The sequence below is a fragment of the Paraburkholderia sp. RL18-101-BIB-B genome, assembly GCF_046026985.1.
Classification (GTDB): Bacteria; Pseudomonadota; Gammaproteobacteria; order Burkholderiales; family Burkholderiaceae; genus Paraburkholderia.
This window is the reverse complement of the sequence record NZ_JARESV010000068.1, coordinates 1-25,117: the sequence shown is the minus strand read 5'-3', so window position 1 is coordinate 25,117 and position 25,117 is coordinate 1. Positions and strand designations below refer to the sequence as shown.

General features: G+C 60.3%; 22 protein-coding genes and 4 pseudogenes. 13 read left to right on the top strand and 13 right to left on the bottom strand.

Going from position 1 to position 25,117, the window contains the following annotated elements; all coding sequences use genetic code 11:
- Positions 1-131 precede the first annotated feature (131 nt).
- A pseudogene (locus tag P0D73_RS42305) lies at positions 132-371 on the top strand (type 1 glutamine amidotransferase domain-containing protein); the annotation flags it as partial.
- 154 nt (positions 372-525) lie between these two features.
- On the opposite strand, the gene P0D73_RS42300 reads toward P0D73_RS42305, so the two are convergent.
- Positions 526-1,161, bottom strand: coding sequence for an Hsp20/alpha crystallin family protein (locus P0D73_RS42300; protein WP_408319959.1), 636 nt, complete (start codon positions 1,159-1,161; stop codon positions 526-528).
- A 176-nt stretch (positions 1,162-1,337) separates the two neighbouring features.
- Positions 1,338-1,913, bottom strand: coding sequence for an HdeD family acid-resistance protein (locus P0D73_RS42295; RefSeq protein WP_408319957.1), 576 nt, complete (start codon positions 1,911-1,913; stop codon positions 1,338-1,340).
- Between the two features lie 280 nt (positions 1,914-2,193).
- Between P0D73_RS42295 and P0D73_RS42290 the strand changes: the two genes are divergently transcribed.
- Positions 2,194-2,628 (top strand): PRC-barrel domain-containing protein, encoded by a 435-nt coding sequence (locus P0D73_RS42290; protein ID WP_408319955.1) that lies wholly within the window; start codon positions 2,194-2,196, stop codon positions 2,626-2,628.
- 91 nt (positions 2,629-2,719) lie between these two features.
- Here P0D73_RS42290 and P0D73_RS42285 read toward each other — a convergent pair whose 3' ends face one another.
- From P0D73_RS42285 to P0D73_RS42275, 3 genes and pseudogenes are all read right to left on the bottom strand, one after another.
- Complete coding sequence (locus tag P0D73_RS42285; RefSeq protein WP_408319979.1) at positions 2,720-3,214, bottom strand: MgtC/SapB family protein; 495 nt, start codon at positions 3,212-3,214, stop codon at positions 2,720-2,722.
- Positions 3,215-3,618: 404 nt separating this feature from the next.
- Positions 3,619-4,286: pseudogene (locus tag P0D73_RS42280) on the bottom strand (IS110 family RNA-guided transposase); the annotation flags it as partial.
- 200 nt (positions 4,287-4,486) lie between these two features.
- Positions 4,487-4,757, bottom strand: a pseudogene (locus P0D73_RS42275) (maleylacetate reductase); the annotation flags it as partial.
- Between the two features lie 318 nt (positions 4,758-5,075).
- On the opposite strand from P0D73_RS42275, the gene P0D73_RS42270 reads away from it, so the two are divergent.
- The gene (locus tag P0D73_RS42270; protein WP_408319953.1) at positions 5,076-5,903 is read left to right on the top strand and encodes a helix-turn-helix domain-containing protein; all 828 of its coding nucleotides are present in this window, start codon (positions 5,076-5,078) and stop codon (positions 5,901-5,903) included.
- Positions 5,904-6,618: 715 nt separating this feature from the next.
- Here P0D73_RS42270 and P0D73_RS42265 read toward each other — a convergent pair.
- Positions 6,619-7,185, bottom strand: coding sequence for a phosphate-starvation-inducible PsiE family protein (locus P0D73_RS42265; protein ID WP_408319951.1), 567 nt, complete (start codon positions 7,183-7,185; stop codon positions 6,619-6,621).
- 565 nt (positions 7,186-7,750) lie between these two features.
- Between P0D73_RS42265 and P0D73_RS42260 the strand changes: the two genes are divergently transcribed.
- The 3 genes from P0D73_RS42260 (at position 7,751) to P0D73_RS42250 (ending at position 12,242) form a co-directional block, all read left to right on the top strand.
- Positions 7,751-8,152 (top strand): hypothetical protein, encoded by a 402-nt coding sequence (locus P0D73_RS42260; RefSeq protein WP_408319949.1) that lies wholly within the window; start codon positions 7,751-7,753, stop codon positions 8,150-8,152.
- A 263-nt stretch (positions 8,153-8,415) separates the two neighbouring features.
- The gene (locus P0D73_RS42255) at positions 8,416-9,285 is read left to right on the top strand and encodes an Hsp20 family protein (RefSeq protein WP_408319948.1); all 870 of its coding nucleotides are present in this window, start codon (positions 8,416-8,418) and stop codon (positions 9,283-9,285) included.
- A 128-nt stretch (positions 9,286-9,413) separates the two neighbouring features.
- A complete protein-coding gene (locus P0D73_RS42250; protein ID WP_408319946.1) occupies positions 9,414-12,242 on the top strand; it encodes an ATP-dependent Clp protease ATP-binding subunit in 2,829 nt (942 codons plus the stop codon).
- A 54-nt stretch (positions 12,243-12,296) separates the two neighbouring features.
- Here P0D73_RS42250 and P0D73_RS42245 read toward each other — a convergent pair whose 3' ends face one another.
- The 6 genes and pseudogenes from P0D73_RS42245 to P0D73_RS42220 all read right to left on the bottom strand — a co-directional run.
- Positions 12,297-12,569: a UBP-type zinc finger domain-containing protein gene (locus P0D73_RS42245; RefSeq protein WP_408319944.1), complete on the bottom strand. Its 273-nt coding sequence runs from the start codon at positions 12,567-12,569 to the stop codon at positions 12,297-12,299.
- A gap of 73 nt (positions 12,570-12,642) precedes the next feature.
- On the bottom strand, positions 12,643-13,878 hold the full coding sequence (locus P0D73_RS42240; protein WP_408435757.1) for an NAD(P)/FAD-dependent oxidoreductase: 1,236 nt from the start codon (positions 13,876-13,878) through the stop codon (positions 12,643-12,645).
- Between the two features lie 47 nt (positions 13,879-13,925).
- Positions 13,926-14,165: a DUF6566 family protein gene (locus P0D73_RS42235; protein WP_408292792.1), complete on the bottom strand. Its 240-nt coding sequence runs from the start codon at positions 14,163-14,165 to the stop codon at positions 13,926-13,928.
- A gap of 67 nt (positions 14,166-14,232) precedes the next feature.
- Positions 14,233-14,508 carry a hypothetical protein gene (locus P0D73_RS42230; RefSeq protein WP_408292795.1) on the bottom strand — a complete coding sequence of 92 codons (276 nt, stop codon included), beginning with the start codon at positions 14,506-14,508 and terminating at the stop codon, positions 14,233-14,235.
- 382 nt (positions 14,509-14,890) lie between these two features.
- Positions 14,891-15,421, bottom strand: coding sequence for a DUF1269 domain-containing protein (locus tag P0D73_RS42225; RefSeq protein WP_408319938.1), 531 nt, complete (start codon positions 15,419-15,421; stop codon positions 14,891-14,893).
- A 586-nt stretch (positions 15,422-16,007) separates the two neighbouring features.
- Positions 16,008-16,307: pseudogene (locus tag P0D73_RS42220) on the bottom strand (transposase); the annotation flags it as partial.
- 227 nt (positions 16,308-16,534) lie between these two features.
- Between P0D73_RS42220 and P0D73_RS42215 the strand changes: the two are divergent.
- The 4 genes from P0D73_RS42215 to P0D73_RS42200 are packed head-to-tail and all read left to right on the top strand — an operon-like array spanning position 16,535 to position 19,443.
- The gene (locus tag P0D73_RS42215; protein ID WP_408319933.1) at positions 16,535-17,536 is read left to right on the top strand and encodes an EAL domain-containing protein; all 1,002 of its coding nucleotides are present in this window, start codon (positions 16,535-16,537) and stop codon (positions 17,534-17,536) included.
- Entirely contained in the window at positions 17,533-18,153 is a 621-nt protein-coding gene (locus P0D73_RS42210) for a GAF domain-containing protein (protein WP_408319931.1), read from the top strand. Before P0D73_RS42215 ends, P0D73_RS42210 begins: the two co-directional genes overlap by 4 nt.
- A complete protein-coding gene (locus P0D73_RS42205) occupies positions 18,150-18,953 on the top strand; it encodes a PAS domain-containing protein (RefSeq protein ID WP_408319928.1) in 804 nt (267 codons plus the stop codon). Before P0D73_RS42210 ends, P0D73_RS42205 begins: the two co-directional genes overlap by 4 nt.
- Positions 18,886-19,443: a diguanylate cyclase domain-containing protein gene (locus P0D73_RS42200; RefSeq protein ID WP_408435759.1), complete on the top strand. Its 558-nt coding sequence runs from the start codon at positions 18,886-18,888 to the stop codon at positions 19,441-19,443. Before P0D73_RS42205 ends, P0D73_RS42200 begins: the two co-directional genes overlap by 68 nt.
- Positions 19,444-19,457: 14 nt before the next feature.
- On the opposite strand, the gene P0D73_RS42195 is transcribed toward P0D73_RS42200, so the two are convergent.
- The gene (locus P0D73_RS42195; protein WP_408319925.1) at positions 19,458-20,909 is read right to left on the bottom strand and encodes an aminotransferase-like domain-containing protein; all 1,452 of its coding nucleotides are present in this window, start codon (positions 20,907-20,909) and stop codon (positions 19,458-19,460) included.
- A 321-nt stretch (positions 20,910-21,230) separates the two neighbouring features.
- Between P0D73_RS42195 and P0D73_RS42190 the strand changes: the two genes are divergently transcribed.
- The 3 genes from P0D73_RS42190 to P0D73_RS42180 all read left to right on the top strand — a co-directional run bounded on the left by P0D73_RS42190 (position 21,231) and on the right by P0D73_RS42180 (position 25,062).
- On the top strand, positions 21,231-22,712 hold the full coding sequence (locus tag P0D73_RS42190; RefSeq protein WP_408319922.1) for an EAL domain-containing protein: 1,482 nt from the start codon (positions 21,231-21,233) through the stop codon (positions 22,710-22,712).
- A gap of 65 nt (positions 22,713-22,777) precedes the next feature.
- Entirely contained in the window at positions 22,778-24,229 is a 1,452-nt protein-coding gene (locus P0D73_RS42185; RefSeq protein WP_408319919.1) for an aminotransferase-like domain-containing protein, read from the top strand.
- Positions 24,230-24,339: 110 nt separating this feature from the next.
- Positions 24,340-25,062, top strand: coding sequence for an IS6 family transposase (locus tag P0D73_RS42180; RefSeq protein WP_408319975.1), 723 nt, complete (start codon positions 24,340-24,342; stop codon positions 25,060-25,062).
- Positions 25,063-25,117 lie beyond the last annotated feature (55 nt).

Sequence of the window (25,117 nt, the reverse complement as noted above, 5' to 3'; positions counted from 1 at the left end):
AGGACACAGCACCAAAACCGGAAGCACCCTCAGCGCTCTTGACAGCCGCCTATACTGCCAGAATGAATTGGGTTGATGACACCGCTCTTCGGCTCGTTGCAACGTGAATTGAACGGACTCGCGAGGTTGTCATGAGAATCCTGGTGGTACTGACTTCACACGACCAGCTCGGCGATACGGGCCGGAAAACCGGATTCTGGCTCGAGGAGTTTGCCGCGCCTTATTACTTGTTCAAGGACGCAGGCGTCGAGATGACACTCGCTTCACCAAAAGGCGGGCAGCCGCCCCTCGACCCCAAGAGCGACGATCCGGATTCGCAAACCGAAGCGACCCGGCGTTTCAAGAAGGATAAGGAAGTGCAGGCGGCTTTGACAAAGCGGAATCTGCACCCGCTTTCGACGGAACTGGTCAGTGTGCGGCCAGTTCGCCAATCTGCTACTCGATGCTGGCATGGGCCAAATCATCGAGACCGCGGAAGCTGACGAGTTGTTTCACGATAGGCATGACCGCGGAGTGCGGATGGTGTTATTTGATCTCGATGCGCCGCCTGGCTGCCGGTTCTCCGGCTGCTTTGGGGACGCGCAGCGTCAGCACGCCGTTTTCAAATCTGGCCTCTGTCCGATCGAGATCGATGCCCGCGGGCAACGGGACCGCGCGCTGAAAGTGTCCAAACGACCGCTCGACCCGATAGCATCCCTGTTCTTCGCTCGTCGATTCGAAACGCTTGTCGCCGCTGATGATCAGCATGTCTTCAACCACTTCGAGTTCGACGTCGTCGCGGGTCATGCCCGGCAATTCGGCGACGATACGCAGTGCGTCGCCTTCGTCGGTGACGTCGATCCGCGGTTGAAACTCGCCCGCGCTGAAGTCGCCGAACCAGCTTCCGAGCAGTCCACGGCCGCCGAACGGATCGCGTATCAATTCGGCGAACAGATGAATCGGATCAGGCAGCGGCCAGCTGGCAGGCGCAAGAGATACCGGCGCAGCAGCGGCTGCCATCGGGACCCCGTTACCCGTTTGCGTGCCGGCAGTCTGTTGCCCGTTTTGCGGTGCGCTTTGCTGACTGGTGCGCGGCGCACCGGCGTGGCCCGATTCGTTTTTTTGCGCGGGGTGCGAGCGTAAAAACCGGAACGGATTCCATTTCTCGAGATCCAGAGGCATGTGATTCTCCTTACGTGAGATAAGCCAGTGCCAGACCTGAGGCTGGACCCTGGAGATGACGGGCGGTCCATTCGACCTCGGGGCGCGAAGGGCACGGCCGGCGCCGCGTCGCCCGCGAGCGCAGGGTCGGCCGCGGGTTTGACCTTGTAACCCGCGAGTGCCAGCGAGCAGTGCGCTTACGGATGCAATGGCGCGTGTGGCTCGCCGGTCAGGCCGTCACGGTGCCAGGCACGCGCAGTGATGCCGAGTACGAACAGCAGCGCGCCCGTGAACAACGCATACACGCCGATCAGCCAGACGAGCGCTAGTGCGCCGGCGCCCGGAAATAGCAGCACGAAGATGCCGAACAGCACGGACAGCACTCCGGTCAGCACCAGCATCCACGCATTGCGCAGGCGCCTGTGCAGCCGCGTTGCTGCGATCAGATCGAATACGCCGGTCATAATCGCGTTTGCGCCGATGATGGCGACCAGCACGAGCGTGGTAATGCCCGGCAGTAACGCGGCTATCATACCGGCGCCGATGCTGCAGATGCCGAGCAGCAAGAGCACCCACCATCCGCCGTGCGTCACGCGGTAGCGGATGGCCCCGACAATCGCGACAGTGCCGCCGGCCATTGCGTAGGCGCTAAAGAGGGTGATTAGCAGTAGCAGAGTGAGGCCGGGCCAGAATAGCGCCAGAGTGCCAAACAGTAGCGCTACCGTGCCACGCAGAATGAGCATCCACCAAGCGCGTCCAAGCAGTTCATCCATGTGGGACCCCAAGCTGTACCGTCATGCAATGAACTTCAGTCTAAGCTCCACGCAGTTGTGATTCTTTCGCGTTTCTGCCATGCGTTTCGCAATTCTGCATTCGTTCACGAGGCGTGCGGAATGGCATCCAGATGTACGAAGATAACCCGATCCATCACCGCTTTTTTATAGCGGCTTGCCGTGAGACCTTCTAACATGAACTTACGCCGCGCACGGTCTCGCTTAGCCTCTGCATTGCTGGCCGGCGTCGCACCGTCAACACCAGAACGAAGGGAATCTCATGAAAACGAATCTGCTTGTATTGCTGCTCGCGTCGTCGCTCGGACTCGCTCCAGACGCGAACGCCCAGGTGGCCGGCGCCCAGCCGCTTGGTGTCAGCGTGGAAGAGTCGGCCGCGATCGTGGCAGGCTGGAGCGTGAGAAAGTCGATCATGGACAAGCCGGTCTTCAACGAGAAGGGTGAGCGTGTCGGTGTCATTCATGACATTATTGTGGCACCGGACCGGTCGGTATCGTTTGCAATCGTCGCCGCAAACCAGTTTCTGGGAGTGTCGCATCACGACGTGGCCATTCCGATTGAGCAGCTCGATTTCGTCAATGGCAAACTGGTGCTTGCCGGTGCGACGAAAGATGCGATCAAGGCGCTGCCCGAGTTTCAATACGCAAAGGTACGCGTGACACCTAGGGCGAGGTCCGACTACAGCGAGCATCACTGACATATGTCTCGCATCGTCCACGATCGATGCATTTGACGCGAGGCACATTCGTTCCATGGGGCAGTGCGCGGATTAGTGCGCCGCCGCGTGACTATTCGTCGTGCCGCATGACCGCCGCCTGTTCTTCAGGCGACTTTCTTAACCAGCGCCGGTGCAACGCACGTTCAATGCTGCCGCCCACTGAGAGCAGCAGCAGGAGCAGGGCGGTGGCAATACCCGCAATCTGCCATGCGCCGATGCCGCACACAATGCCGAGCGCGGCGGTGACCCAGATCGAAGCCGCCGTCGTCAAGCCGCTGATCCTGCCGGTGGCGCGGTTTTGCAAGATCACCCCGGCGCCGAGAAAACCGATGCCCGTAATGACGCCCTGAATCGCACGGCCGGCGTCACTGCCGTCGGTGATACCGTGCAGTTCGAAGGACATGCCGGCCATCGTCACGAGACAGGAACCGAGCGCAACAAGGCCTAGCGTCTTGACGCCGGTTGGCTTGCCATGCAGGTTTCGATCGAGCCCGACGAGACACCCCACCAGCACTGCCGCGACCATGCGCAAGATCGCCTCAAGCAATTGCACGTGTGAAATCATCGGCATCCCCGCTAAGGTTTCCAGCTAACGTCGCATTCGGCGAGCACCTGGCTGCTCACTACAGTCTAGCGTCGAGGGGAGCAAACTGCTTTGAGCGTCAAGCGCCGCTCGGGAGACCCTTAAGCCTAAAAACCGCAGTGATCCCCTTGCGATCGCAGCGATCGGTGGGCGTGGCAGCGGCGTAGCAGCAGAAAAGCTAATTGACCCGAAGTGGCGACTGTCTCGTCGAGCACGATTTTCAGTATCAGTACACTCCAGGCACCCTACGAGAAGCCGGTGACGACGGGGTTGGCGGGCAAATTATCTGGCCGCGAGTGCAGCCCGCTGGAGCGCGAAAGGCATCCCGCGCCCACCCGGTCGGTCACGTGGCAAACAGGCCTTCTGCCCGAACTTTCGACCCTCAGGGTTGGGCCGATGCCGCGCAACTGCATCAGCCGCTTGCTACGCGCATTTTCACGCGCGATCCCGGCGATCGCGCGATCGTATTCAATCAGGCGATCCTCAATATTGCCAGCATGATCGAGCAGATCGCTAATAGTGTGCTTCGCCCAGCAAGGCAATGTCTCCAGATGTTTTGTGATGTGCCTGCGTAACTTCTCCGGGCTCTGTGGCAGCACCACGCCGAATTCCGAGAGCAGGCCTCGCAACCGATTATAGGTCGCGGTCCGTTTTTCCACGAAACCTTGTCGTGTTCGATGCAGGCAAAGCGTTGCCTGCTGATGTTCGTCCTTCAGCGGCACGAACGCATGCTCGGACGCGTCACCGCTTCGCAGATCGGAGCAGCATCCGCCGCGTCGTTCTTACCGCGCTTGCCGGGCATGCGATAAGGCCCCACAAGGTCGGGCGCCATGCGCTTGACTGTGTGGCCGTGCTGCTGGAACACGCGTGCCCAGTGATGTGCGCCGGAGCACGCTTCCGTGCCGATGAGGCACGCTGGCAACTGTGCGATCAATGCCACCAGTTGATCGCGCGGCACACGCGGCTTGATCAGCATCGCTTTACCTGCTTCATCTACAACATGAATGGCGAATACATTCTTGGCAAGATCGATTCCGATAGTGACAATAGGCATGGACTTCCCCTCTCGCTGGTGTTGACGAACGTTCGAAACTTCATCATGGCACGTCGATGCCGACTCGCGGCTTCCACCGCAGCCTCGGGACGGGGAAGTCCCTTTCATTCTCTAGGGCTCGTTCTTGATGCCGCGCAGTCCGGTCGCCAACGCACGTATTCCGTCATCCAGTTGTCAGCCATCAGTCATCAGCCATCAGGGATGACTGGATTGCCATCATGGGCATACAGACCCCCCGCTGCATGCGCAGTGGCATCGAGGCCGCTCACGTAAGAAAAGTCGGGCGGCAATTCACGTGACAGCCCGGGTCGTGGATAAGCGTCTTCGGCAACACACGCAGGTCGCGTCCCATACCTTTCAGACCGTCCTCGGTCAGGCCATAGATCGGTGTCATCTCTGAGCCCGCATACCTGGTCGGGATCGCGATGATCGGCAGGCTCCATTCGAGCGCGGCGCCTTACCCAGGCCAAGTCCGATCGATGTTCCCAGATCGCGGACGCGCGTGCCGTGCGTATGGCATGCCGCTTCGCGACCTGACCGCTTTCGAACGCTCCGTAATACCCGGCGTAAGCGTTAGCTCAGAAAGCCTTCAGGAACGATGAGTTGCTTTGAATTCCGGCTAATAGCGTGTCGAGCGTCGCCCCAAGTTGCCCGGCAATATAGCTCAGCAGCAACTGCATCAACGAGGTCGGGATTGCATTCGCCCATATTACGAATCCGCCTTAAGCAGCCTTGAATTCGACGTAAGCTTGGGTATGCGACGAGACAACGAGGAAACTTCTGCTCATCATGAAGCAAGAAACAAGATCGACCCCGGATCGCGGGTTACGCTGCCAACCGATGGACATCGCTTTCACCAATGGCGGGCTGAATTCACTGCAGGGACTTCGGCTCGTGATGCCGACAGGTACCACTGTGCAGGCTGCGGGCTGTGACGACCTCGGAGTGAATCACTCCATGTTGATAAGTGCTCCATTTGTCGCAGTCATTCCGGCGGGCTCGCAGTTGGCCAAGATCGCTGACAACGATCCCAAGGGATGGGTGATCGCCCTCAAAAGGGGCGTACTTGGGCAAGTCTCGCAAGAAGCGTTTGTCGCGGTCCCGACATGGTCCAGGTTTTGGGATCCGTTCCTGCGTGAGGCCGCGGACACATTGGGCGCTTTGCATCATGCGGAGCTCATCGACGCTGCCTGCGCCGACGCTTTCGCCGATGTCATCTCGGTGCACATCGCTCTCCACTACGGGCACTGTGCTGGTGCGGCCGAGCCGGACGCGCCTCTTACGCGTCAAATGCTGACTCGCGTTCAAGGTTTCGTTCATGAGCACATAGACGAGACCATTTTGGTCGAGCAACTCGCAGTGCTGGTGCACATGGGTACATCAAACTTTGCACGCGCTTTCAAAACGGTGACAGGCAACCCGCCCCATCTGTACGTAACACTCGAACGAGTGAAATTTGCCAGGACGATGTTGTGCCAGGAGACCCTTCCCTTGGTTGACGTTGGCGCGCGCGCAGGGTTTCAGACTCAGCAGCATTTCACCGAAGTGTTTCATCGATATACCGGTGTGACGCCGCGCGCATACCGGCTTGCCCACCGTACGTCGGTAGCTGACTAATTTGGCGAAGTTGCGAGCAAAACGACGACCCCGGACTCCCGCGCTGGCGATTAAACCAGAGCGACAAGAGTTTCTCGAACCAGATACTGGCGCCGGGAGTTGATCAGAACAAGATTACACGTCTGGCAGGAGCTGGGAAGAACTGCGTGCGTAACTGGAGGGCGCTACGCAGGATGTAATAAGCGTCGACGGGCTTGTGAGGGCGTTCACGTACCACCGACACGTACGATCTACGATCGGTCCCGGCAACGAAGGCCGAAGCCCGCTCGCTTCCCCGGTGCGCCCCGCCGTGTCTTGCGGGAGCAGCGCATAATGTTGAAATATTTTTGTCAGGATGATGGAGGTGGATATGGCTACGTTGCATGGACGGCGTCCGGATTAACCCTGCAACTGGCGGTGTCACGCATGTGCGCTGGGCTCTCATCGACTCGAAGACACATGACTGGCTCTCTTCCGGCGCGGTTGTCGAGGTGGCCGAAGTTGTCATAGAGATGTATGCGGGAGACGTTGGTGAGAGCGCTGCAGGACACGATGTGGTACAGCGTTCGGGAATCGACCTCGCGCAGGGATACCGGTATGGGAAATCGTAGCGAAGGGCCTCGCGCTTGAAACATTCGTGTCGAAGGTCGAACCGGAAGCGGGATCCGGGTCTCGCGTGGCCGTCGACGACGTTCGCCAAAGCGGCGATTTCGCTGTCATCGCGCGGCAGCCCGAGTCAATCGCCCCGCTGCGCACCTTCGCTGGATCGTGTTTCCTGCTGCCGCTGTGCATACATGGTCCGGTCGAGTTCGGCGTCCGCCGCCGTGGTCGCGTCGACCGGATCGTCGCGCTGCCGCATCAGCCAGTAAACGCTCCCCAGCGCCACCAGCGCAAACGCAAGCGCCGCGATCTGCGCGGGTGCGCTGGCTGGATCGAGAATGATGAATTTGCGGGCGATGGCAAGCAGCGCAATGAGAACCACCGTCTTGACCTGAACGATATGATCGCGCCGCGCCATCACGCGCGTAATCGAATGTTTGAATTCCATTGCGATCAACAATGTCATGACCATGCCGAAGACCGTTTGAAACACTGCGTGATCGAGCGGGTTCAGCGCGTCCGAAACCAGCAATGCAGTAACCGCGCGGATCAATTGCCAAAGCGACACGAGAATGATGACGGAGATCACCAGGCTCAGCACATGCGCGACAAGCTGTTCGAAGCGTTCATAAAAGGTGAGTACGTCCCACTGCAGACGCAGCGCATCGAAATCCCTGCGCAGCCAGCTTTTCTTTCTGTCCATGATTTGGCTCCCGGGCGGTCGCCGATACGCCGCGCGCACACAGCGGGTGCGGATTGCACATCCGTCGCGCGAAGGTCAGTTGACGATGTGGCAGCTCATGCGCCACGGTCTTTCGGGTTCATGCTGTTTCTTTGCAGATAGCTGCTTGACAACGCAACGGGCGGACGTCATTGTCGAACATTATAAGTCGCGCCGCCTGCGCACACCGTCCGGATTGGCGAATGCGCCATTTTTCTATTCGGGGGGCAGGGGCACGGGCTGTCACAAAACACGTACTAAGCTTGGAGTAGAAGTGGAAAAAACGCTGAGTGCGTCAACCGGTCGGCTGGCATACGTCCCGACATCTACCTGCTGGTACCGGCCGACAGGACAGCCGTAGAAGCAAGCAGCCGTGACGCAACCGGCAAATGTAACCACGTCACCGTTAGTGTACCGTGTACCGCCTTTCCTTCCAGCCACCGCACAATTAGCCGCGCCCAGGAGACGATCCGCAAGGGCTCGTCATCACGATCGCTTCGCACACGCTCAAAAGCAAATCGCGACAGAGTTTTCGGATCGGCGGCCCGTGCTTGCCACTATGGTTCAAGGCTTGGATCCCTTCCTGCGCGCGGCGACCGACACGCTCATTTCGGTCTCGCAAACCGCCGCCGTGGAAGTCGGCTGCCTCGAGGACTTCGCCGACGTCATTGCCTCGCATGTCTCGTACCATTACAGCCGCAGCGCTCATGCGAGCGATCCCGAAATACTGATCGACCAGCATATACTGATGCGTATCAACATCCACATCAGCGAACATATTGCCGAGAACATTCTGATTGAGCATCTCGCCGCGCTGGTGCATACGAGTCCGTCGCACTTCGCGTGTACATTGAGGAAAGCACCGGTTCCCCACTCATTTTCATCTGACGACGGAGGGGCTGACGCTCGCCAAATCGATGCTGTCTTCGAGCCGGGTGCCGCTCGTTGACGTTGCGGCCGCATGGGTTTCCAGACCCAGCAGCATTTACCGAAGTATTTCATCGCTACACGGGAATGACTCCCCGCGCATTCCACCTTGCCGCGCGAAGCGAATTGCCGGCATCCGGGCGGCGCACGCCAGGATTGCAGAATCCCGACAAGTCTTCGCAGGAATGAGAAAGAAGTCGCTTCTGTCGGCGCGTAGTGTTGAATGCATGGCTTCAATGGCTCCGCCAGAGGCGAATACAGTTCATTGCTACGCGAGGCCTCACGATGCACGATCTGCTCGGACACGCGTGGTGGATGCTGGCGTTGGCTCTATCTGGTCTTACGCTTGCCTTTCTAGTCGCGCTGTACGCGGCCTACGCGACTATCAGCGGCATCAGCGCAATCAGCGGGGCCATCCGTCATGGTCATGACACATGGGGCTGGTGGGCGCCACTGCTGCTGGGATTGTTCAGCGTCGTCGCCGGTGTGATTGCGATCTTCCTGCCGGCCATCATCGCCCTAGTGCTCGTCATTGTGAGGCGCGTAAACGCCATCGCGGCAGGCGTGTTCGATCTCGTTACCGTCACCCCGTCGCGTGGTCGCCTGCGCCGCGCCCGGTCGCTGTACGCAACCGGCACTATTTCGCTGGTATTCGGCGTGCTCGTGATCGCGTGGCCCGGCGCTGGCGCGCTTGCACTTGTTTGGATGATCGGTGCGTACGCCATTTTCAGCGGTGCCTTGCTAAATCTGCTCACCGATCTGATCCGGGATCCGTTCGGCGGGCTGTGCCGCTGGAACAGTGGTTCGGCGATTTCAATCCCAGCTGGTTTCAGCCGCGCATTCGACGTGGTCGACGACGGCGACGCCTTGCGTATCCTCGCCGAACTGCCGGGCCTGAGCCGCGACGACGTGAAGTTCGAAGTGATCGATGACATGCTGCTGCTAAGCGGCAACAAGCAGATCGAGTCTAAGGGCGAAGAAAAAGGCTGTTACCGCGTGGAACGCGCGTTCGGGCAATTTCAGCGGGCGATTCCGTTGCGGTCCGGTGTCGACCTCGATCGTGTCGACACGCGCTTCGACAACGGCGTGCTGACCATACGCGTGCCCAAAGCGGGCGAGACAAAACAGATCGCAAAGCAGATCGAGACCAGGTGATCCGCGAGGTCTCGCCGCGAGAGATCGTGAAGCAGTGCGTCGGCGAGGCAGAAATATCTAGGATATGGACAGCCCAGTCGCCCACATCGCAACGCACAGCGCGTGGGCAGAACCTGAAGAGGAACATCATGGCCAAGTGCAGTGTTTGCGGTAAACCGGCGACTACACAGATCACGATCACCGAGAACGGCCAGCGGCGCCAGTTGATGCTTTGCGACGAACATCACATGCAGTTCATGGCACGCCATCAGCGCAGCCTGTCGCCGCTCGAGTCGCTTTTCCACGGTGGGCTGTTCGAGCGCCTGTTCGACGAGGGATGGTCGCCATTCGAAAACGGCGGCACGGACTGGGAGCGGGCAGGGCGTCCCGCGCCTGACCGCGCGTCGGGTTCGGCCGGGTCATCCGGTCCGTCTCAAGCAGCGGGCGGACCGGACAGCAGCGGCGCCCGCCCTCGCCGACGCAGGCGTGCACGTGAGGGCGTCGACCTGCAGAGCTTTCTGAGCGAAAGCGGGCTCGACCGGCTGCAGGCGGCCGCGCAGAAAGCTGTCGAGTTCGGCAAGAACGAGGTCGACACGGAACATCTGCTGCTCGCGCTCGCCGATAGCAACGTCGTCAACGAAATCCTGCGCGAGTTCAAGCTCGATGCCGACGATATCAAGCGCACCATCGAACAGGACGCGCCGCGCGGTACGGCCAAAGCCGATGGAGACGAGGCCCGCATCGGCGTTTCGCCGCGCGCAAAGAGCGCGCTCGAACATGCACTCGTGGCGTCGCGCGAGCTCGACCATAGCTATGTCGGCCCGGAACACATCCTGATCGGTCTCGTCGAGGAAGGAGACGGCTTCGCCGGCGAGCTGCTGCGCAAACTCGGGTTGACGTCGCAATCCCTGCGTCAGAAAGCAGTGAAGGTGGTGGGCCAGGGCGCGGAAGACGGCAGCGTCGAAGGCCGCTCCTCCACCCCGACGCTCGATAAATACGCGCGCGATCTAAGCGAGCTGGCAAAGCTCGGCAAGCTGGATCCGGTAATCGGCCGTGACAAAGAAATCGAAACCACCATCGAAGTGCTCGCGCGGCGCCGCAAGAACAACCCGGTTCTGATCGGCGAGCCGGGCGTCGGCAAGACGGCGATCGTCGAAGGTCTGGCGCAACGCATCGCGCAGGACCAGATCCCTGAAGTGCTACGCGGCAAGCGCGTGGTCGAGCTGAACATCAACAGCGTGGTGGCGGGCGCGAAATATCGGGGCGAATTCGAAGAGCGCGTCAAGCAGGTGCTCGACGAAATCGTCGCGAACCAGGACCGGCTGATCATTTTCATCGACGAGCTTCATACGATCGTCGGCGCGGGCCAAGGCGGCGGCGAAGGCGGGCTCGATATCGGCAACGTATTCAAGCCGGCGCTTGCGCGCGGCGAGCTGCATCTGATCGGCGCAACCACGCTCAATGAATACCAGAAGTACATCGAAAAGGATTCGGCACTCGAACGGCGCTTCCAGCCAGTGATGGTGCCCGAGCCGAGCGTCGAGGACACGATTGATATCCTGCGCGGCCTGCGCGACCGGCTTGAGGCACATCACAAAGTGAAGATCACCGAAGAGGCGATCACGGCCGCGGCGAAGCTGTCGGATCGCTATATCGCCGCCCGCTTCCTGCCCGACAAGGCTATCGACCTGCTCGACCAGGCCGCGGCTCGCGTGCGCATTTCGTCGAACTCGCGACCGCAGGCGCTGCAGGGAATCGAGGCCACTGTCCGTCGTCTGCGTCAGGAGCAGGACTCGGCGAGCGCGGCCAAACAGTTCGACAAGGCGAAGGAACTGCAGGAGAAAATCAAGGCCGAGCAAGCGCGTCTGAATGAGTCGACGGAGGCCTGGAAGAAGGAACGCGGCACCAGTTCGCAGGAAGTCGGGGCGGAAGACATCGCGCAGATTGTATCCTCGCTGACCGGCGTGCCGGTGTCCGAACTCACAGCCGAGGATCGCGAAAAGCTGCTGCGTCTGGAAGACCGTTTGAGGGAACGCGTTGTCGGACAGGACGAAGCCGTCACGGCCGTATCAAAGGCCGTGCGACTTTCACGCGCGGGGTTGACGGAAGCTGGCAAGCCGATCGCCAGCTTCCTCTTTCTCGGACCGACCGGCGTTGGCAAGACCGAACTCGCGAAGGCGCTCGCCGCCGCGGTATTCGGCGACGAGAACGCACTCGTGCGCATCGACATGAGCGAATACTCGGAACGCCACACGGTGGCCCGTCTCGTCGGCGCGCCTCCCGGCTATGTCGGCTACGAAGAAGGCGGCCAGCTGACCGAGCGCGTGCGGCGCCACCCATACAGTGTCGTGCTGCTCGACGAGATCGAAAAGGCGCATTCCGAAGTGCACAACATCCTGCTGCAACTGTTCGACGAAGGACGTCTGACGGACGGCAAGGGACGGCTCGTGGATTTCACCAACACCGTGATCATCGCCACCAGCAACATCGGCTCGCAGATGATTCAGGACAACATGAAGGCCGATTCGAAACAGCTGGACTATCCCGCGCTGCGCGACCGGCTGATGGAAGTCCTGCGGCATCATTTCAAGCCGGAGTTCCTGAACCGTGTCGATGAAGTGGTTGTGTTCCATGCGCTCGGCAGGGAGCAGATCCGCCGGATCGTCGACCTGCAGCTCCAGCGCGTGCAGCGCACGGCTGCCGCGCAGAATATCGAGCTGTCGTTCGACGATGCACTGCGTGATCATCTGGCCAGGGTTGGATACGATCCCGAGTTCGGCGCGCGGATGTTGAAGCGCAAGATCCGTATGGAAGTGGAATCGGAACTCGCCGACTCGCTGTTACGAGGCGATGTGCGCAGCGGCGATGCTGTCGAAATCGACTGGGACACCAGCGAAAAGGCCGTACGTGTGAAAAAGCTGGCGGCGCAGGAATCGACCGGCGAAGAAGCCAGGAAAGCCGCCGAAGCCTCGGCCTGAGGCTCGGAAACGACGGGTACGGCCGGCGGAGTCAACGCCGCCGGCTGTACCCGCTTACAGTGCCACTTCTCCCGCGATCATCTCGTCGCGATAGCACCAGATCCACGATTCGCCCGGTTCAACGGAACGCACCAGCGGGTGGCCGGTCGCGTGATAATGCGCGCTCGCATGGCGATCGGGCGACGAGTCGCAACAAGCTACATGACCGCACGACATGCAGAGCCGCAGATGCACCCAGGAGTGGCCGAGTTTCACGCAGTCCTCGCAATAGTGCTTCGTGGTCTGCAATACGCGGATTCCATCCAGATGCGTGCAGGTGGGAGTCATGGTCAGCTCCTGGTGATGAGATTGCGACAGGGAAAGCGGACGGCGCTCACTCATGTGAGGCACATGAAGCACATCATGCGCCGCTCAGATAGCGGTGCACGAGCGCTACCGCCGTGGCTCCTTCGCCGACGGCGGCCGCTACGCGTTTGATCGAACCGTGGCGGACATCGCCGGCGGCGAACACGCCGGGCATGCTGGTTTCCAGATACAGCGGCTCGCGATCCAGCGGCCACTGCAGCCTCTGGTCCGTGTCGTGGAGGTCAGTGCCCGTCACGAGATAGCCGGCTTCATCGCGCGCCACGCCCACTTCTTTGGCCCAATCAGTCTGCGGCAGGCCGCCAATGCAAACGAAGAGCCAGTTCGTCTTCACGCGTCGCGCTTCGCCGCCGCGGCGATCGGTCAGCGTGATTTCGCGCAGCAGGTCGTCGCCGTGCAATGCGGTAACGGTCGTGCAGGTCAGCACCTCGATGTTTGACGCGGATGAAATACGGTCGATCAGGTACTGCGACAGTGTGCTTTTCAGCGACGTGTCGCGCACCACCATCGTGACGTGATTGCAGTACTGGGAAAAATGCATCGCGGCCTGCCCCGCCGAATTGCCGCCGCCCACGATGTACACGTCTTCGCCGCGGATCAGCGATGCCTCGCTCGCACCCGCGCCGTAGTACACACCCGCGCCGCTGAAGCGCGCTTCGTCTGGCAATTCGAGCCGCCGGTACGCGACACCTGTCGCGCACACCGACGTGCGTGCCGTGATCCGCGTACCGTCTTCGAGATAGACGATACCGTTTCCCGTCGAGAAATCCGCGCGCACGCCGGCACGGGCCAGCAGGATTTCCGCACCGAAGCGGACTGCCTGATCGCGGGCCCGCTCGGCGAGCTCCGTTCCGCTGACACCCTGCGGAAACCCCAGGTAGTTCTCGATCTTCGACGTGCTGCCAGCCTGCCCACCGACGGCCCAGCGCTCCACCAGCACCGTGCGCAATCCCTCGGATGCACCGTAGACCGCGGCGCTCAGACCGGCCGGCCCGGCGCCATAGATCGCGAGATCGTATTCCGAACGTGACGGGCTGCGAAACCAGCCGAGCTTTTCGGTGATCTGCCGGACAGTCGGACATTCGAGTCGCGTGCCGTCGTGAAACTCGCATACCGGCAGGCGCGAGTCGCGAAGGTGCTGCACCTGTGCCAGCTTCACCGCCTCTTCATCGTTATTGAGTTCGATCCACTCGAAAGGAATGTCGCAACGATGCAGGAAATCGCGGATCGCATAGCCTTCCGCCGACCGCATGCGTCCATAGATCTTGACCATGTGTGCCTCGCCCATGTCTGTGTTCGGGTCATGTGTGTGGTCAACCGTCAAAGGGAATCCGCCGACGCTTCGATCTTTTGCCGTACGAAGCGGCGGCCCCATTCGAAGCCGTCACGCACGGCTTCGGCCTCAGTTAACCATTCCGGCTGAACGGTCTCGGGACGACACTCGGTCAACGTATCCGAAGCCTTGCGTACGTTGACCTTCGCGCGCCATGCGCCGAATTCGTTCTGCTCCGGCTGCACCGCGATCTCGTACCCTTGCCAGGCAAGCGTGTTTGTCTGCATACGGTGTCCGACGTCTGCCGCGACGCCGCCTCAAGTTATTGAACGCACTGGCCGGCGCACGCTCGTCTCAATCCGGCAGAACGAACTCAGTACGCATGTCCTCGATGACACGCCTGACCTGTCGAAGATAGTCGGTGCCGCTCTCGTTGAGCGCGAGCATGTCCCAGTTCCGGCCGGAGGCGTCGGGCGGATGCCGCTCGGGCAGCGGCACGCGAACTCGCAAATGGTGGGGGACGTCGGCTGCAAGCTGCTCGACGCGCCGCTGTGTTTCGCCGCGAATCTGCTCGGCCGTTTGAATGGACTTCGACATGGGCTTGCCCTCATGAGTGGCGAACGTCGTCACGGAGTCACGTCGCGTGAAAGTCTCGTGCGGAGATCACGCACGGATGATTGGGATTCGGGCGAGAGTGGTGACCGCCGGCCTGACGCAAAATTTCTCCGATGCGGTTACCTGTTTGCATGCGGTCATTTACACCGGGGGCGGCCTAGATTGAAGGGCCGAACGAGGAACGGTTGATCGATCGTGGATCTATCGATTGTGTCACCGTTGCGACAGTGAATGTGTCACTGCCCGGTTCCGAACGAAGTTAAGTTCGGCCGCAGCTTAATACTGTCGCGACGGCGCTGGCGGCAGAGTACGGGCCATGAGTAGCCGTGACGATCGCTGCGAGCGGCACGAAAGTGGTGCTTCCTGCACTTTCATATCATCCTCGACCGGACGGTGTTCAGGTAGCCATGCCGCTGGTGTTCAAGCCCTCCAGTGCCTTTCTCAGACGTTCCTCCTGGTCGTTCGTCAGAGACGTCTTCAATACCTTTCCACCGAAAGGTTTCAGTTCCGGCAGGACCTTGTCGAAGTTCACGCGACGCACCAGGATGAAAAGCGCGGACGAACCCGCCTCGATGTTCTGGCCTGTCGAACGCATGAAATCGTCATCGATTCCATAGTCTGAGAGCGCGCCCGACAACGCGCCCGTGCCGGCGCCGACGGCCATGCCTGTCGCCAGTCCGACGAGCGGATTGAGCAATAACACACCAACCAGCGCACCAAACAGACCGCCCCAGGCGGCGCCACTGAGCGCGCCTATCCTGACGAGATCCACGGCTTGCTTGAGGTGTATCTTGCCCTTCGCGTCCCGGACCACGACGCATGCATCCTCAAGGTCGATCAGGTGCTCTTTCTGCAGCTGCTGGAGCTTGTTCAGCACCTGGTCGGCAGTGTCTTCACCTTTGAAACTCACAACCACTAGATCGCTCATTGACTCGCTCCTTCTTTCTGAAAGATCAACCGAAGCACGGCCGGGACAAGATGATTGCTTTCAGTCCCCGCGCCAGGTGCAACCCGGTCAGCCGCTCGAAGGCTGCAGCGGTGCCCCCGGCCCAGCACTTACTTCCGCATGCAGGAGGGCATTGACGGCATGTAATCATCAATCAAGATTAGGCTTCCGCTGACTACGCTTCTTCCACGTTCCTGCCAAGACATGTCGAATTCCTGCGATCGCGTCGAAACTTGGAGCAGCCTTGCGCAGCACCCGGGCAGGCCAAGGGAAGGAATTCACTCTCGCGCGCCATATGGTGACGGATGCGCGGCGCAGGCGTGGCCCGCGTGCACCCGGTGATTCATTTTCGTGGACCGCGTTGCCGCAGAGCCGACGGTCGGGGTTGCAAGTGCAGGAAGCGTTGCGCTCATGTCTCGCCTCGCGGGCATGGGTGGTGCGCGAATGGACGCAGTGCGCTCCTGGATCTCGATGACGATCATCGGCGCACGGCTGTGCCGGCAGACGAAGACCAGAGGGAGAGCCCCCCGGAATCGTCGGGCTGGGTGCCCGCCTCAGGCACGACGTCCAACAGTTCACGCGCCTTTCCGAGACTGCCGCGGCGCACCGGATTGGCCGTTAGTCGATAGTGACTGATGCGATGGAAGCCGCTGGGTAGTTCGTGCTGCAGGAGTGGCGCGTGAACTCGCCGGCTTGGAGCGTCATGATCTTGTAGCGGGTGGGTCCCTTCGCGCGGTATTCCTTCTAGCGGAAGGTCTCGCCGCGCTCGTCGAATTCGACCAGGCGCTGGTTGGAGAATCGCGACGCGGTGGGTACAGCGTGCGAGGTACTCAAGCACCGCTTCCGGTCCGGCGAAGGGACGCTTGGCGCAAAGTCGCCGGGATCATTCGTGCCTTGGATAACGTCTTCACGGTTAAGGCGAGCGCGTGAGCCGCCGAGTAAAGAGACAAGCCTGCCTCAGCGAATTGCCGCGGCGACTTACCCCGTGTGTGACGGCGGATCTGATACGCATGTTTTGACACGTAACTGCTACTCGTTTTCGAAACGCAGTCAGGTCATAGTACGCAACACAGATAACGGTGCGAAAGCAACTTCATGCGGGTTTTTCAACGCTACACGGCACGAATACGCCGGCTGCGACCTGTATTCGACGGGCATCTTGACGCGGTGGTGACTGTCGCCGTTGCGTCGAGCCTGGCTGGTTTGCTCGCGGCTAGCCTGATCGCATCTCGCGACGCCGTTGTGCTGGTTATCGCCCTATCGGCTTGCGGCTCGGTTGTGTACGTTGGTTACCGGGGCCGCCCAAAAGCAAGATTGCGGCGCGCCGCGCGCATCGGTCTTCGCCGCGGGGAGTTCCATGTCGTCTATCAGCCCATCGTGGACACGCGCACGCGACACTGCGTGGGCGTGGAAGCCCTGCTCCGGTGGGGCCATCCAAAGTTCGGAGCCGGGGGCCCGGGGCTGTTCATTGGAGAGCTCGAAGGCACGCGTCTGCTGGGCGCGTTGACCTGTTTCGTGCTGCGCGAGGCGAATAACGCACTGACCCAGCTGCCGTTCGCTCAGCACTGGCATATATCGGTAAATATCTGCGCGCGGCATCTGATGGAGGAATGCTTTGTCGAGGATATCTGTGAGTCCGCCGGTCCAATGTTAGATCGCCTCGTTCTGGAACTCACCGAGCGCAACTGCGTCGAGCGCACACCGCGGGTTATCGCGGCGCTTAGCCACTTGAGGCAACGCGACGTACGCCTGTCACTCGACGATTTCGGCACTGGCTTCAGCAATCTGGACTTACTCTGCGATTTCCGGTTTGATCAGGTGAAACTCGACCGGCGATTTCTAGCCATGCGCGGCGAAGCGCGCATCCAGTTTCTGAAGTCGGTAGCCGCGTTGGTGCACACACTTGGTGCGAAAGTTGTCGTGGAAGGCGTCGAGAGCGCTGCAGAACACGATGTGGTACATCGCTCGGGAATCGACCTCGCGCAGGGATACTGGTATGGGAAGCCGATGGCAGTCGATCAGCTTCGTGCGTTTGCGTCGGCGACGGCGTCGATAAACGCATTACACAATGTGACCGGAACGGAGCATGGAGCGTGAAAGACGAATGCGTCATGGATGCGCAGCAACAACGACAACCAGCCAGCGCCACCCTGCCACCAGAAAGCGACTACGATCAGTACTTTCAGCGCGTGACCAGGATCGCCGCGCGCGCGCTGAATTTACCAATGTCCATCGTATGTCTCGAAAGTCTGGGCCAGCCAGAAGTCGTAGGCGCAAGCGGGTGCGGACGGGACGTCGTATTCCATGTGGAGACGTACTATTGCCGGACGCTCCAATGCGAGGAACCGTTCGTCGTCAGGGATGCGCTGTCTGATCCGAAGCTTGCGCAGGGGCCACTGGCAACCGGCGAACCGGGGATCCGCTTTTTCGCAGGCATTGCGCTGCGTCTAGCGTGCGGCAAACCCATCGGTATGCTATGCGTGATGCACACGATGCCGCGGCGCTTCACGCGCCAACAGCGTCAGATGGTGGTGGACCTTGGGCAAATGATCGAGCACGAAGTTGGCCTGCGCCAGATGGACAGCCCTGATCGTTTGCAGGTGCTTCAGGCGATCGACCGGCTTGAGGCCCAGCATGCGCTGTACGTCGAGACGTTCTATCGACACCGGTCGCTATTGCGCATATCGGAAGGGACTGGGAGTGGCGGCGCATGAATGATGCCTGCGTGAAATTCTTCGCGCACTCTCGTGCCCCGCTGACGAAAACGAACATACTCGATTTGCTGGATGCGAGCGACCAGACCAAGCTTGAACAGGTCGTGCAGGCACTCAATCGTGGCCGAGGGGTCGAGGTCCTGACGCTGGACGTAACGTTCCAGTTGCGCAACAAGCAAAGTAAGCCAGCGCGAGTGCAGGTGGCATTGAAGCAGGCGGGGTCGACCCGCGACGGAGGCTGGCTGTTTGTCATTCAAAATACCCTGGCGGAGCAACGGGAGAAAATCGCGCGCGATGCGCGGGAGGCTGCGTTGCATCGGGCAGCCCATGAGGCCTCGGAAGTTCTGCGCAGGTCGCATGAGCAGCTCACGACCGCCGAGCGACAATTGGGAGCCACGCGCGTAGATCTGCGCGCCATCGCTGACAATCTGCCGGTGCTGGTCGCTTATGTCGACGGTGAGCGACGTTTTCGGTTCGCCAACTCAACCCATCGCGAGTGGCTTGGGCTGGACCCGGAGGAGATCGTGGGACGGCTCACCCATGAGGTTCTTGACGCTGACTATGTTGCTGCCATCGAGCCGTACGTCCAACGCGTGCTCGACGGCGAAAGGGTCGAATACGAGGTTGGAGCGACGCTCAACGGAGGCCAACGTGTCCTGCGTGGTGTGCTGGTGCCGCGTCGCGTCCACGATCAGTCGGCTGACGGGTACTACCTGCTGGTGCAGGATGTGACTGAGCGAACGGCGTTGCTCGATCGCATGCGGCATCAGGCGTTCCACGACCCTGACCGGCCTGCCTAACAGACGCTCGTTCTTCGACAGGCTGGAAGAAGCATGCGCAGCAGGAGGCGACGGTGTCGCTGCCATCGTGTTTATCGACCTGGACGGCTTCAAGGCCGTGAACGATACATACGGGCATCAGTGCGGCGACGAAGTACTGGTTGAAACCGCGCGCCGGATCAGCCGCTGCGTGCGTGGCGGGGATCTGGTTGCGCGGCATGCAGGGGATGAGTTCACAGTGCTGCTGACCGGCCCTGCAATCGATCGTGCTGCACTGGAGAGAATTGCACGTGCAATCCTGCTGACACTGAGCCAGCCCATAACGTTCGGGGCGAAGGTCGTCCGGTTATCGGCGAGTATCGGCATGCTACTGCGCGGCCAGGCGGCGTCATTGAGTGGGGAAGCCCTGTTACGCGCGGCGGATGCCGCAATGTATCGTGCGAAAGTCGCAGGCAAGGCGCGTATTGTCGTGCACGAGCTTCACGATTCACCGGCCGGCGTGCCGGGTTGAGATCGACGCCCGTATCATGCCGGCCGCACCGGGCCGGCCAGCTTTGCGCCGCATCGCGATTCATCGACGCACAGGGCACCTAGTGTCGCGACCGCTTTATCGAGCCGCGCCGACCACGGATATCCATAGTTCAGACGCACACGGTGTCGAAAGGCGCCGTCCGCAGAGAAGATAGGTCCGGGCGCGATACTGATGCCACGGTTGAGCGCAGCCTGGAAGAGGTGTATCGAGTCTGCGTGATCCGGTAGCGCCACCCATGTGAAATAACCGCCGTCAGACCTCGTCGCCATCGTATTGGCCGGGAAGTACCGGCTGATCGCGTCGAGCATCTGCGATTGCTGAAGGGCCAACTCGCGACGTAGTTTGTGCAGGAAACGTTCATATCCGCCATGCTCCAGATAGTCGGCGATTGCGCGCTGCGCCGGCATGCTGGCCGATAGAGTGGTCATCCATTTCGCACGTTCCAGCCCACCCGCGAACCTTCCGGCTGCCGCCCAGCCGATACGATATCCGGGCGCAAGGCACTTCGCGAACGATCCACAATGGATGACAATACCTTTCCGGTCGAAGAATTTGGCCGGACGCACCGGGTCCGGGCCAAAATGCAGCTCGTTGTAGACGTCATCCTCGATGAGCGGCACGTCGTGTCTGGCGAGCAGATCAACCAATGCCTGCTTCCTGGAATCGTCCAATGTCACCCCGGTCGGATTGTGGAACGAGGTCATGAACCAGCAGGCGCGAACCGGATGTTGCTGCAGTGCACGCGCGAGCGCATCCAGATCATGCCCCTTCACCGGGTCGACAGGAATCTCCACTACGTTCAGCCTCAGACGCTCGATAGCCTGCAGCGCTGCATAGAACGTCGGCTTTTCGATCACGATCACCTCACCTGGAGCGGCGAGCAACTGGGCGCTTAGTGTCAAGGCTTCGAGTGCACCGCTCGTAATGATTATCTCGTCGACAGGCACCGTCATCCCCGCCATCAGGTAACGCAACGAAATCTGCTGGCGCAATCCTTCGTGCCCTGGGGGCAGTCCGTCAACCATGCTGGCCAGGTCCGTTGAACGATTGACCGTCGCGCACGACTTTCCGACGCGCGCCATCGGAAACAGCGCAGGGCTCAGGAACGCTGAACCAAGTGGGACAGTCTCGGGCTGCCTGATCGTCTTGAGGACCTCAAAGACAAGGTCGCTGATATTGACGGTCTTCGGGTCGGTGCCCGGCGAGGTCTCGGGCGTTGGCCGCGCCAATTCTATGGCAGTCGGCGACACGAAATATCCAGAACGCGGGCGCGCTTTAATCAAGCCCCGACTTTCGAGCAGGTAATAGGCACGAAATACCGTCGCGGGGCTCACGCCCCAAGCCTTGCACGCCGTGCGCACCGAAGGGATACGCGCGCCGGGTGGCAGATCACCGCGCTTGATGAGCCCACTGAGTTGGTCGGCCAGCCGCTCGTACCGTTTCAACTTGTACTCCGCACGGATAACACCATTGCGGGCATGGGACCAGCCCCGGTAGCACACACACCCGATGTTAGAAGAATGCCCCTTTTTAATCTGATACGGCCATTCTTTTGCAATCTGCTTCTATTGCGAACGCGCACACGCTGGCAAAGTGCGCCCCAGACAGTTTCCAGTTCTTCCGATGTTTCGCCTGCGTGTAGCGGTCCAATCGATAGCGATTTTTTAAGCCGAATTTTTAACGATAAATCAATGGCATCTCGGTTCCCAGTTTCATCTGTCAGATGCGCCGCGTTCATCGCGCCCCGCCGGGCCTGGAGACGAGGTATGGCAATCATGCTCGTCGCCTGCGCAGGCACCTCACTCGCTATTGCAGGTCCGGCCGACACGGGCTCCAGTCGCAGTCTGACGGTTGAAGGCAACGTCTGGCAGCAATTGAAGGACTTGCTTGCCGGACCACCGGCACCCCCGATTCGCTTCGGCTCAGCCTGCGCGTCCATTGCGCCGTTGCCCGCTATTCCCGCCGCCCTTGCCGGACCGGTTGCCGGCCTGATGCCTTTACTGACTAGTACTTGCGATTCGCTCGACGACACGCGTGGCGATGCGACCGGCACCGCTGCTGCGATGGCCAGTTTGGGGCCGAACGCGGTGAGGCTGCTCAGGGAAGTGAAGTGGGATATCAGCGGCCACGCGGCGGCAGAACGAAACGGCCTTTTGGCCTCTGACGCTGTGGCTGGTTCCGCGTCGCGGGTCGACCGCGCGGAGCAGTCGCCGGAACCACCGGCGATGTCGCCTCCAGATTGCTCATTGGGTACGGGCTGTGAAACACAAGCAGTCTCACCTTCGATCGACACCGACACACTCGTCTCGCTGCAGCCTTCGGCGAGCACTGCTACCCGGCGTACCTCAGTATGGACCATATTAGGATTTATATTGTGGCCAATTCTGCTGGCGGTCCTGGTCGTTCTTGTCGGTTGGGCCCTCAAAAGGTGGTTTCGCTACGATAAGTCCCTGCTGCGTGCAGCGCGTGCAGGGCTGCGTCGAGGCCGGTTCCATGTTGAGTATCAACCTGTCGTTGGCGTGCGGCGGGCCAGGTGTGTCGGCATCGAAGCGTTACTGCGATGGGAAAACGAGAAATATGGCGCGCTGGGGCCGGCCCACTACATGAAGTTCATTGAGAGCAGCAGCCTAATTGGGCCAATGACGCGATTCGTCCTGTCGCGTGCCGCTGAGGATCTGCGGGAAATCGGCGCTCCGAAATCGCTCTACCTGGGCGTAACCGCTCCCGCTTCTTACCTGGTAAGTTCCGCGTTCATCGCGGACATGGGTGACGTTGGCTCCCTCGGTCTTCCACCGCTAATACTGAAGATCGGGACAGACAGCGCGAGGAAGTTCAAAAAACGTCTCATCCCGATGATGGCACAGGCGCGTGATAAAGGAATGCGTTTTGCCTTGTCGGGCTTAAGTTCCACTGACGTCGGACTTGAACTGCCGCCAGACATGAGCTTTGAGATGGTGAAGATTGACAGGGATGTGCTGGGAATGGATCCCGATGAGCGCTCCGGACAGATCAGTGCGTTGACAAGCATGGGCCATGAGATGGGCGCTGTGGTCGTGATCGAAGGCATCGAGAACACGGCGCATCACAACGTCGCGCGGGCAAGCCGGGCCGAATTCGGGCAAGGTTTCTTCTACAGCCGTGCACTCGGCGCCAGCCAGTTGAAGGCATTTCTCCAGACCGCCAATGCCCCGTCCTCAAAGTCGGGGGGAGCTGCAACCGTGCTGGGCTGGCGGGTCCGAAATTTCTGAATGAGGCATTCCGCCCGCAACCGGAGCAAGCCGAGCCGACTCTAATTAATTAGCATGACATAATAATGAAGCGCTATCTCCAACTAGCGGCAGAGTTCGAAAACCTGATTGCGAACGGTACGCTTGAGCCCGGCGTGCGGCTCCCGTCGGTGCGCCAGGCGAGCAGTTCGTACCGCGTCAGCCCTTCGACGGTTTTCCAGGGGTACTACGTGCTCGAACGACGAGGCCTGATCGTAGCAAGACCTCGGTCTGGTTATTTCGTCGCAAGTCGGCCTGCGTTAACGAAATCACTAACGATCGTTTCAAAGCGCAGTATCGACGAGGCTGATGGCGACAGCCTGGTTATCCGCTTCATGAAGGCTCAACGTCGATGCGCGCATCCGGGGCTTGGCTCTTCGGAGCCAAGTGCCCAGTTGTTCCCGTTTGGCCGGATCTCGCGCTCGTTGACTGCGGCGACCCGGAGTATGGCGAGTCCCCGGAATGCCTTGTCGGCGGGAAAGGCGGAAGCAGATCTGCGTCGCCAGATCGCCCTGCGCTACATTGTCACAGGCGTTAGCGTTCCAATCGATGAGGTTGTTGTGACGAGCGGCGCGCTCGATGCACTGATACTGTGTCTGCAGGTTCTGACGCAGCCTGGCGACACCATCGCAATAGAACGGCCCGCTTTTCATGCCGTGCAAGATGCGGTTCAGCGCCTGCATCTGAAGGCCGTGGAAATCCCTGTCGATCCACACCGTGGACTCGACCTCGGCGCATTAGCGGAGGCGTTGCGGCACCATCCGGTACGGGCTTGCTGGTTTATGACGACGCTGCACCAGCCTACCGGCGCGACGCTCTCAGATGAACGGAAGGAGGCGCTCGTGAGGCTGCTGGCAAAGCATGGCGTGCCGCTAATCGAGGACGACGTATTCCGCGAACTGCATTTTGGCTTGACGCCCGCGTATCCGGCGAAGCGCTTCGATTCTAACGGCCTCGTGCTGCACTGCGGTTCGTTTTCGAAGAGCCTTGCGCCTGGACTGCGCCTCGGTTGGGTAGCGGCGGGGCGATACGCCTCGAGAATTGAGAACGCGCGTTGGCTGACGATGGCCCCGGCGTCTGTGCCCGTACAATGCGCAATTGCCGACTACCTTGAGCATGGGGACTACGACCGGCTTCTACGCAAACTGCGTCGCGAACTGGCTTCCCTTCAGGCCCGGATGGTGGCCGCCGTCGTCAGGTACTTCCCCCAGGGGACATTAGTGGTCCGGCCGCCGGGCGGATTCTTTCTATGGGTGGAACTTCCAGAAGGAGTCGAGGCAGTGCAGTTGTTCGAGATGGCGGAAGCCCACGAAATCGCGATAGCACCTGGTGCAATCTTTTCATGCAGCCGCGAATTTCGCCGTCACATCCGGCTTAACTATGGTCGTCCGTGGACCCCGGACGTTGAAAACGAGATGCACACTTTGGGCATGTTGGCGAGGCGAGCAATGGCTGAGCAAGGGACAGCCCGGCATACTGGGCGCGAAGGAGCGGAATAAATAGCAGACGAGGCGCCATGATTGATGAGTCCGAGTTGCTGCTGGGGGCTCTGTCGTATCAACGCGGGCGAGGTAAAATTCGAGGCGTACGAAAACGCTCTGGCCGCACGATGAAGAAGGCAATGACGCCACGAACGACGCTTGCTCCGGACATCGCCAAGGTTCTGAAGCGGCTGCACTATCCGCTTGAAGTGATCCTGCTGTGCGTGCGATGGTACGTTGCCTACGCGCTGAGTCTTCGCAATCTCGAGGAAATGATGGCCGAGCGCGACATTTTTGTCGATCATTCGACGGTACATCGCTGGGTCATCAAGGTGGTAACACTGTTCGAAAAGACATTTCGTAAGCACAAGCGTCCGGGCGGCAAGAGCTGGCGTGTTGACGAAACCTATATCAAGGTCAAGGGCTCGTGGAAGTTTCTTTACCGGGCAGTGGATAAGGCGGGCAATACCATCGATTTTCTGTTCAGAGCCAAGCGGGACAAGGCTGCTGCGCGGCGCTTTTTCGAAAAGGCAATTGGTCAGGAGGGCTCGCCCAAGACCGTAACCATCGACAAAAGCGGCGCCAATCTGGCCGCGCTTAACGCGGTGAGCGCCGAGCGCGAGACGCCCATCAAGGTTCGTCAGATCAAGTATTTGAACAACATCGTGGAGCAGGACCATCGAGCCATCAAACACCGAACCCGACCGATGCTCGGGTTCAAGGATTTCAACTGCGCGCGCGTCATTCTGAGTGGCATCGAATTGATGCACATGTTCAAGAAAGGACAGGTGAAATGTTCGGGCAGGACTTCGCTGTCTGCCGCCCAGCAATTTTACTCGTTGATTTCGTAAGCGATCCTTCTCATATCACCTTTGCTTGACCCGCTTTCCTTACCGCGACAGAACC

Bases quoted from the DNA above. Each gene is read 5' to 3' on its own strand.
- P0D73_RS42245 (WP_408319944.1), bottom strand. From the start codon at position 12,569: ATGACTCCCACCTGCACGCATCTGGATGGAATCCGCGTATTGCAGACC.
- P0D73_RS42255 (WP_408319948.1), top strand. From the start codon at position 8,416: ATGCACGATCTGCTCGGACACGCGTGGTGGATGCTGGCGTTGGCTCTA.
- P0D73_RS42285 (WP_408319979.1), bottom strand. From the start codon at position 3,214: ATGATTTCACACGTGCAATTGCTTGAGGCGATCTTGCGCATGGTCGCG.
- P0D73_RS42290 (WP_408319955.1), top strand. From the start codon at position 2,194: ATGAAAACGAATCTGCTTGTATTGCTGCTCGCGTCGTCGCTCGGACTC.
- P0D73_RS42235 (WP_408292792.1), bottom strand. From the start codon at position 14,165: ATGCAGACAAACACGCTTGCCTGGCAAGGGTACGAGATCGCGGTGCAG.
- P0D73_RS42265 (WP_408319951.1), bottom strand. From the start codon at position 7,185: ATGGACAGAAAGAAAAGCTGGCTGCGCAGGGATTTCGATGCGCTGCGT.
- P0D73_RS42205 (WP_408319928.1), top strand. From the start codon at position 18,150: ATGAATGATGCCTGCGTGAAATTCTTCGCGCACTCTCGTGCCCCGCTG.
- P0D73_RS42215 (WP_408319933.1), top strand. From the start codon at position 16,535: ATGCGGGTTTTTCAACGCTACACGGCACGAATACGCCGGCTGCGACCT.
- P0D73_RS42295 (WP_408319957.1), bottom strand. From the start codon at position 1,913: ATGGATGAACTGCTTGGACGCGCTTGGTGGATGCTCATTCTGCGTGGC.
- P0D73_RS42300 (WP_408319959.1), bottom strand. From the start codon at position 1,161: ATGCCTCTGGATCTCGAGAAATGGAATCCGTTCCGGTTTTTACGCTCG.
- P0D73_RS42270 (WP_408319953.1), top strand. From the start codon at position 5,076: ATGAAGCAAGAAACAAGATCGACCCCGGATCGCGGGTTACGCTGCCAA.
- P0D73_RS42185 (WP_408319919.1), top strand. From the start codon at position 22,778: ATGAAGCGCTATCTCCAACTAGCGGCAGAGTTCGAAAACCTGATTGCG.
- P0D73_RS42225 (WP_408319938.1), bottom strand. From the start codon at position 15,421: ATGAGCGATCTAGTGGTTGTGAGTTTCAAAGGTGAAGACACTGCCGAC.
- P0D73_RS42250 (WP_408319946.1), top strand. From the start codon at position 9,414: ATGGCCAAGTGCAGTGTTTGCGGTAAACCGGCGACTACACAGATCACG.
- P0D73_RS42180 (WP_408319975.1), top strand. From the start codon at position 24,340: ATGAAGAAGGCAATGACGCCACGAACGACGCTTGCTCCGGACATCGCC.
- P0D73_RS42240 (WP_408435757.1), bottom strand. From the start codon at position 13,878: ATGGTCAAGATCTATGGACGCATGCGGTCGGCGGAAGGCTATGCGATC.
- P0D73_RS42190 (WP_408319922.1), top strand. From the start codon at position 21,231: ATGGCAATCATGCTCGTCGCCTGCGCAGGCACCTCACTCGCTATTGCA.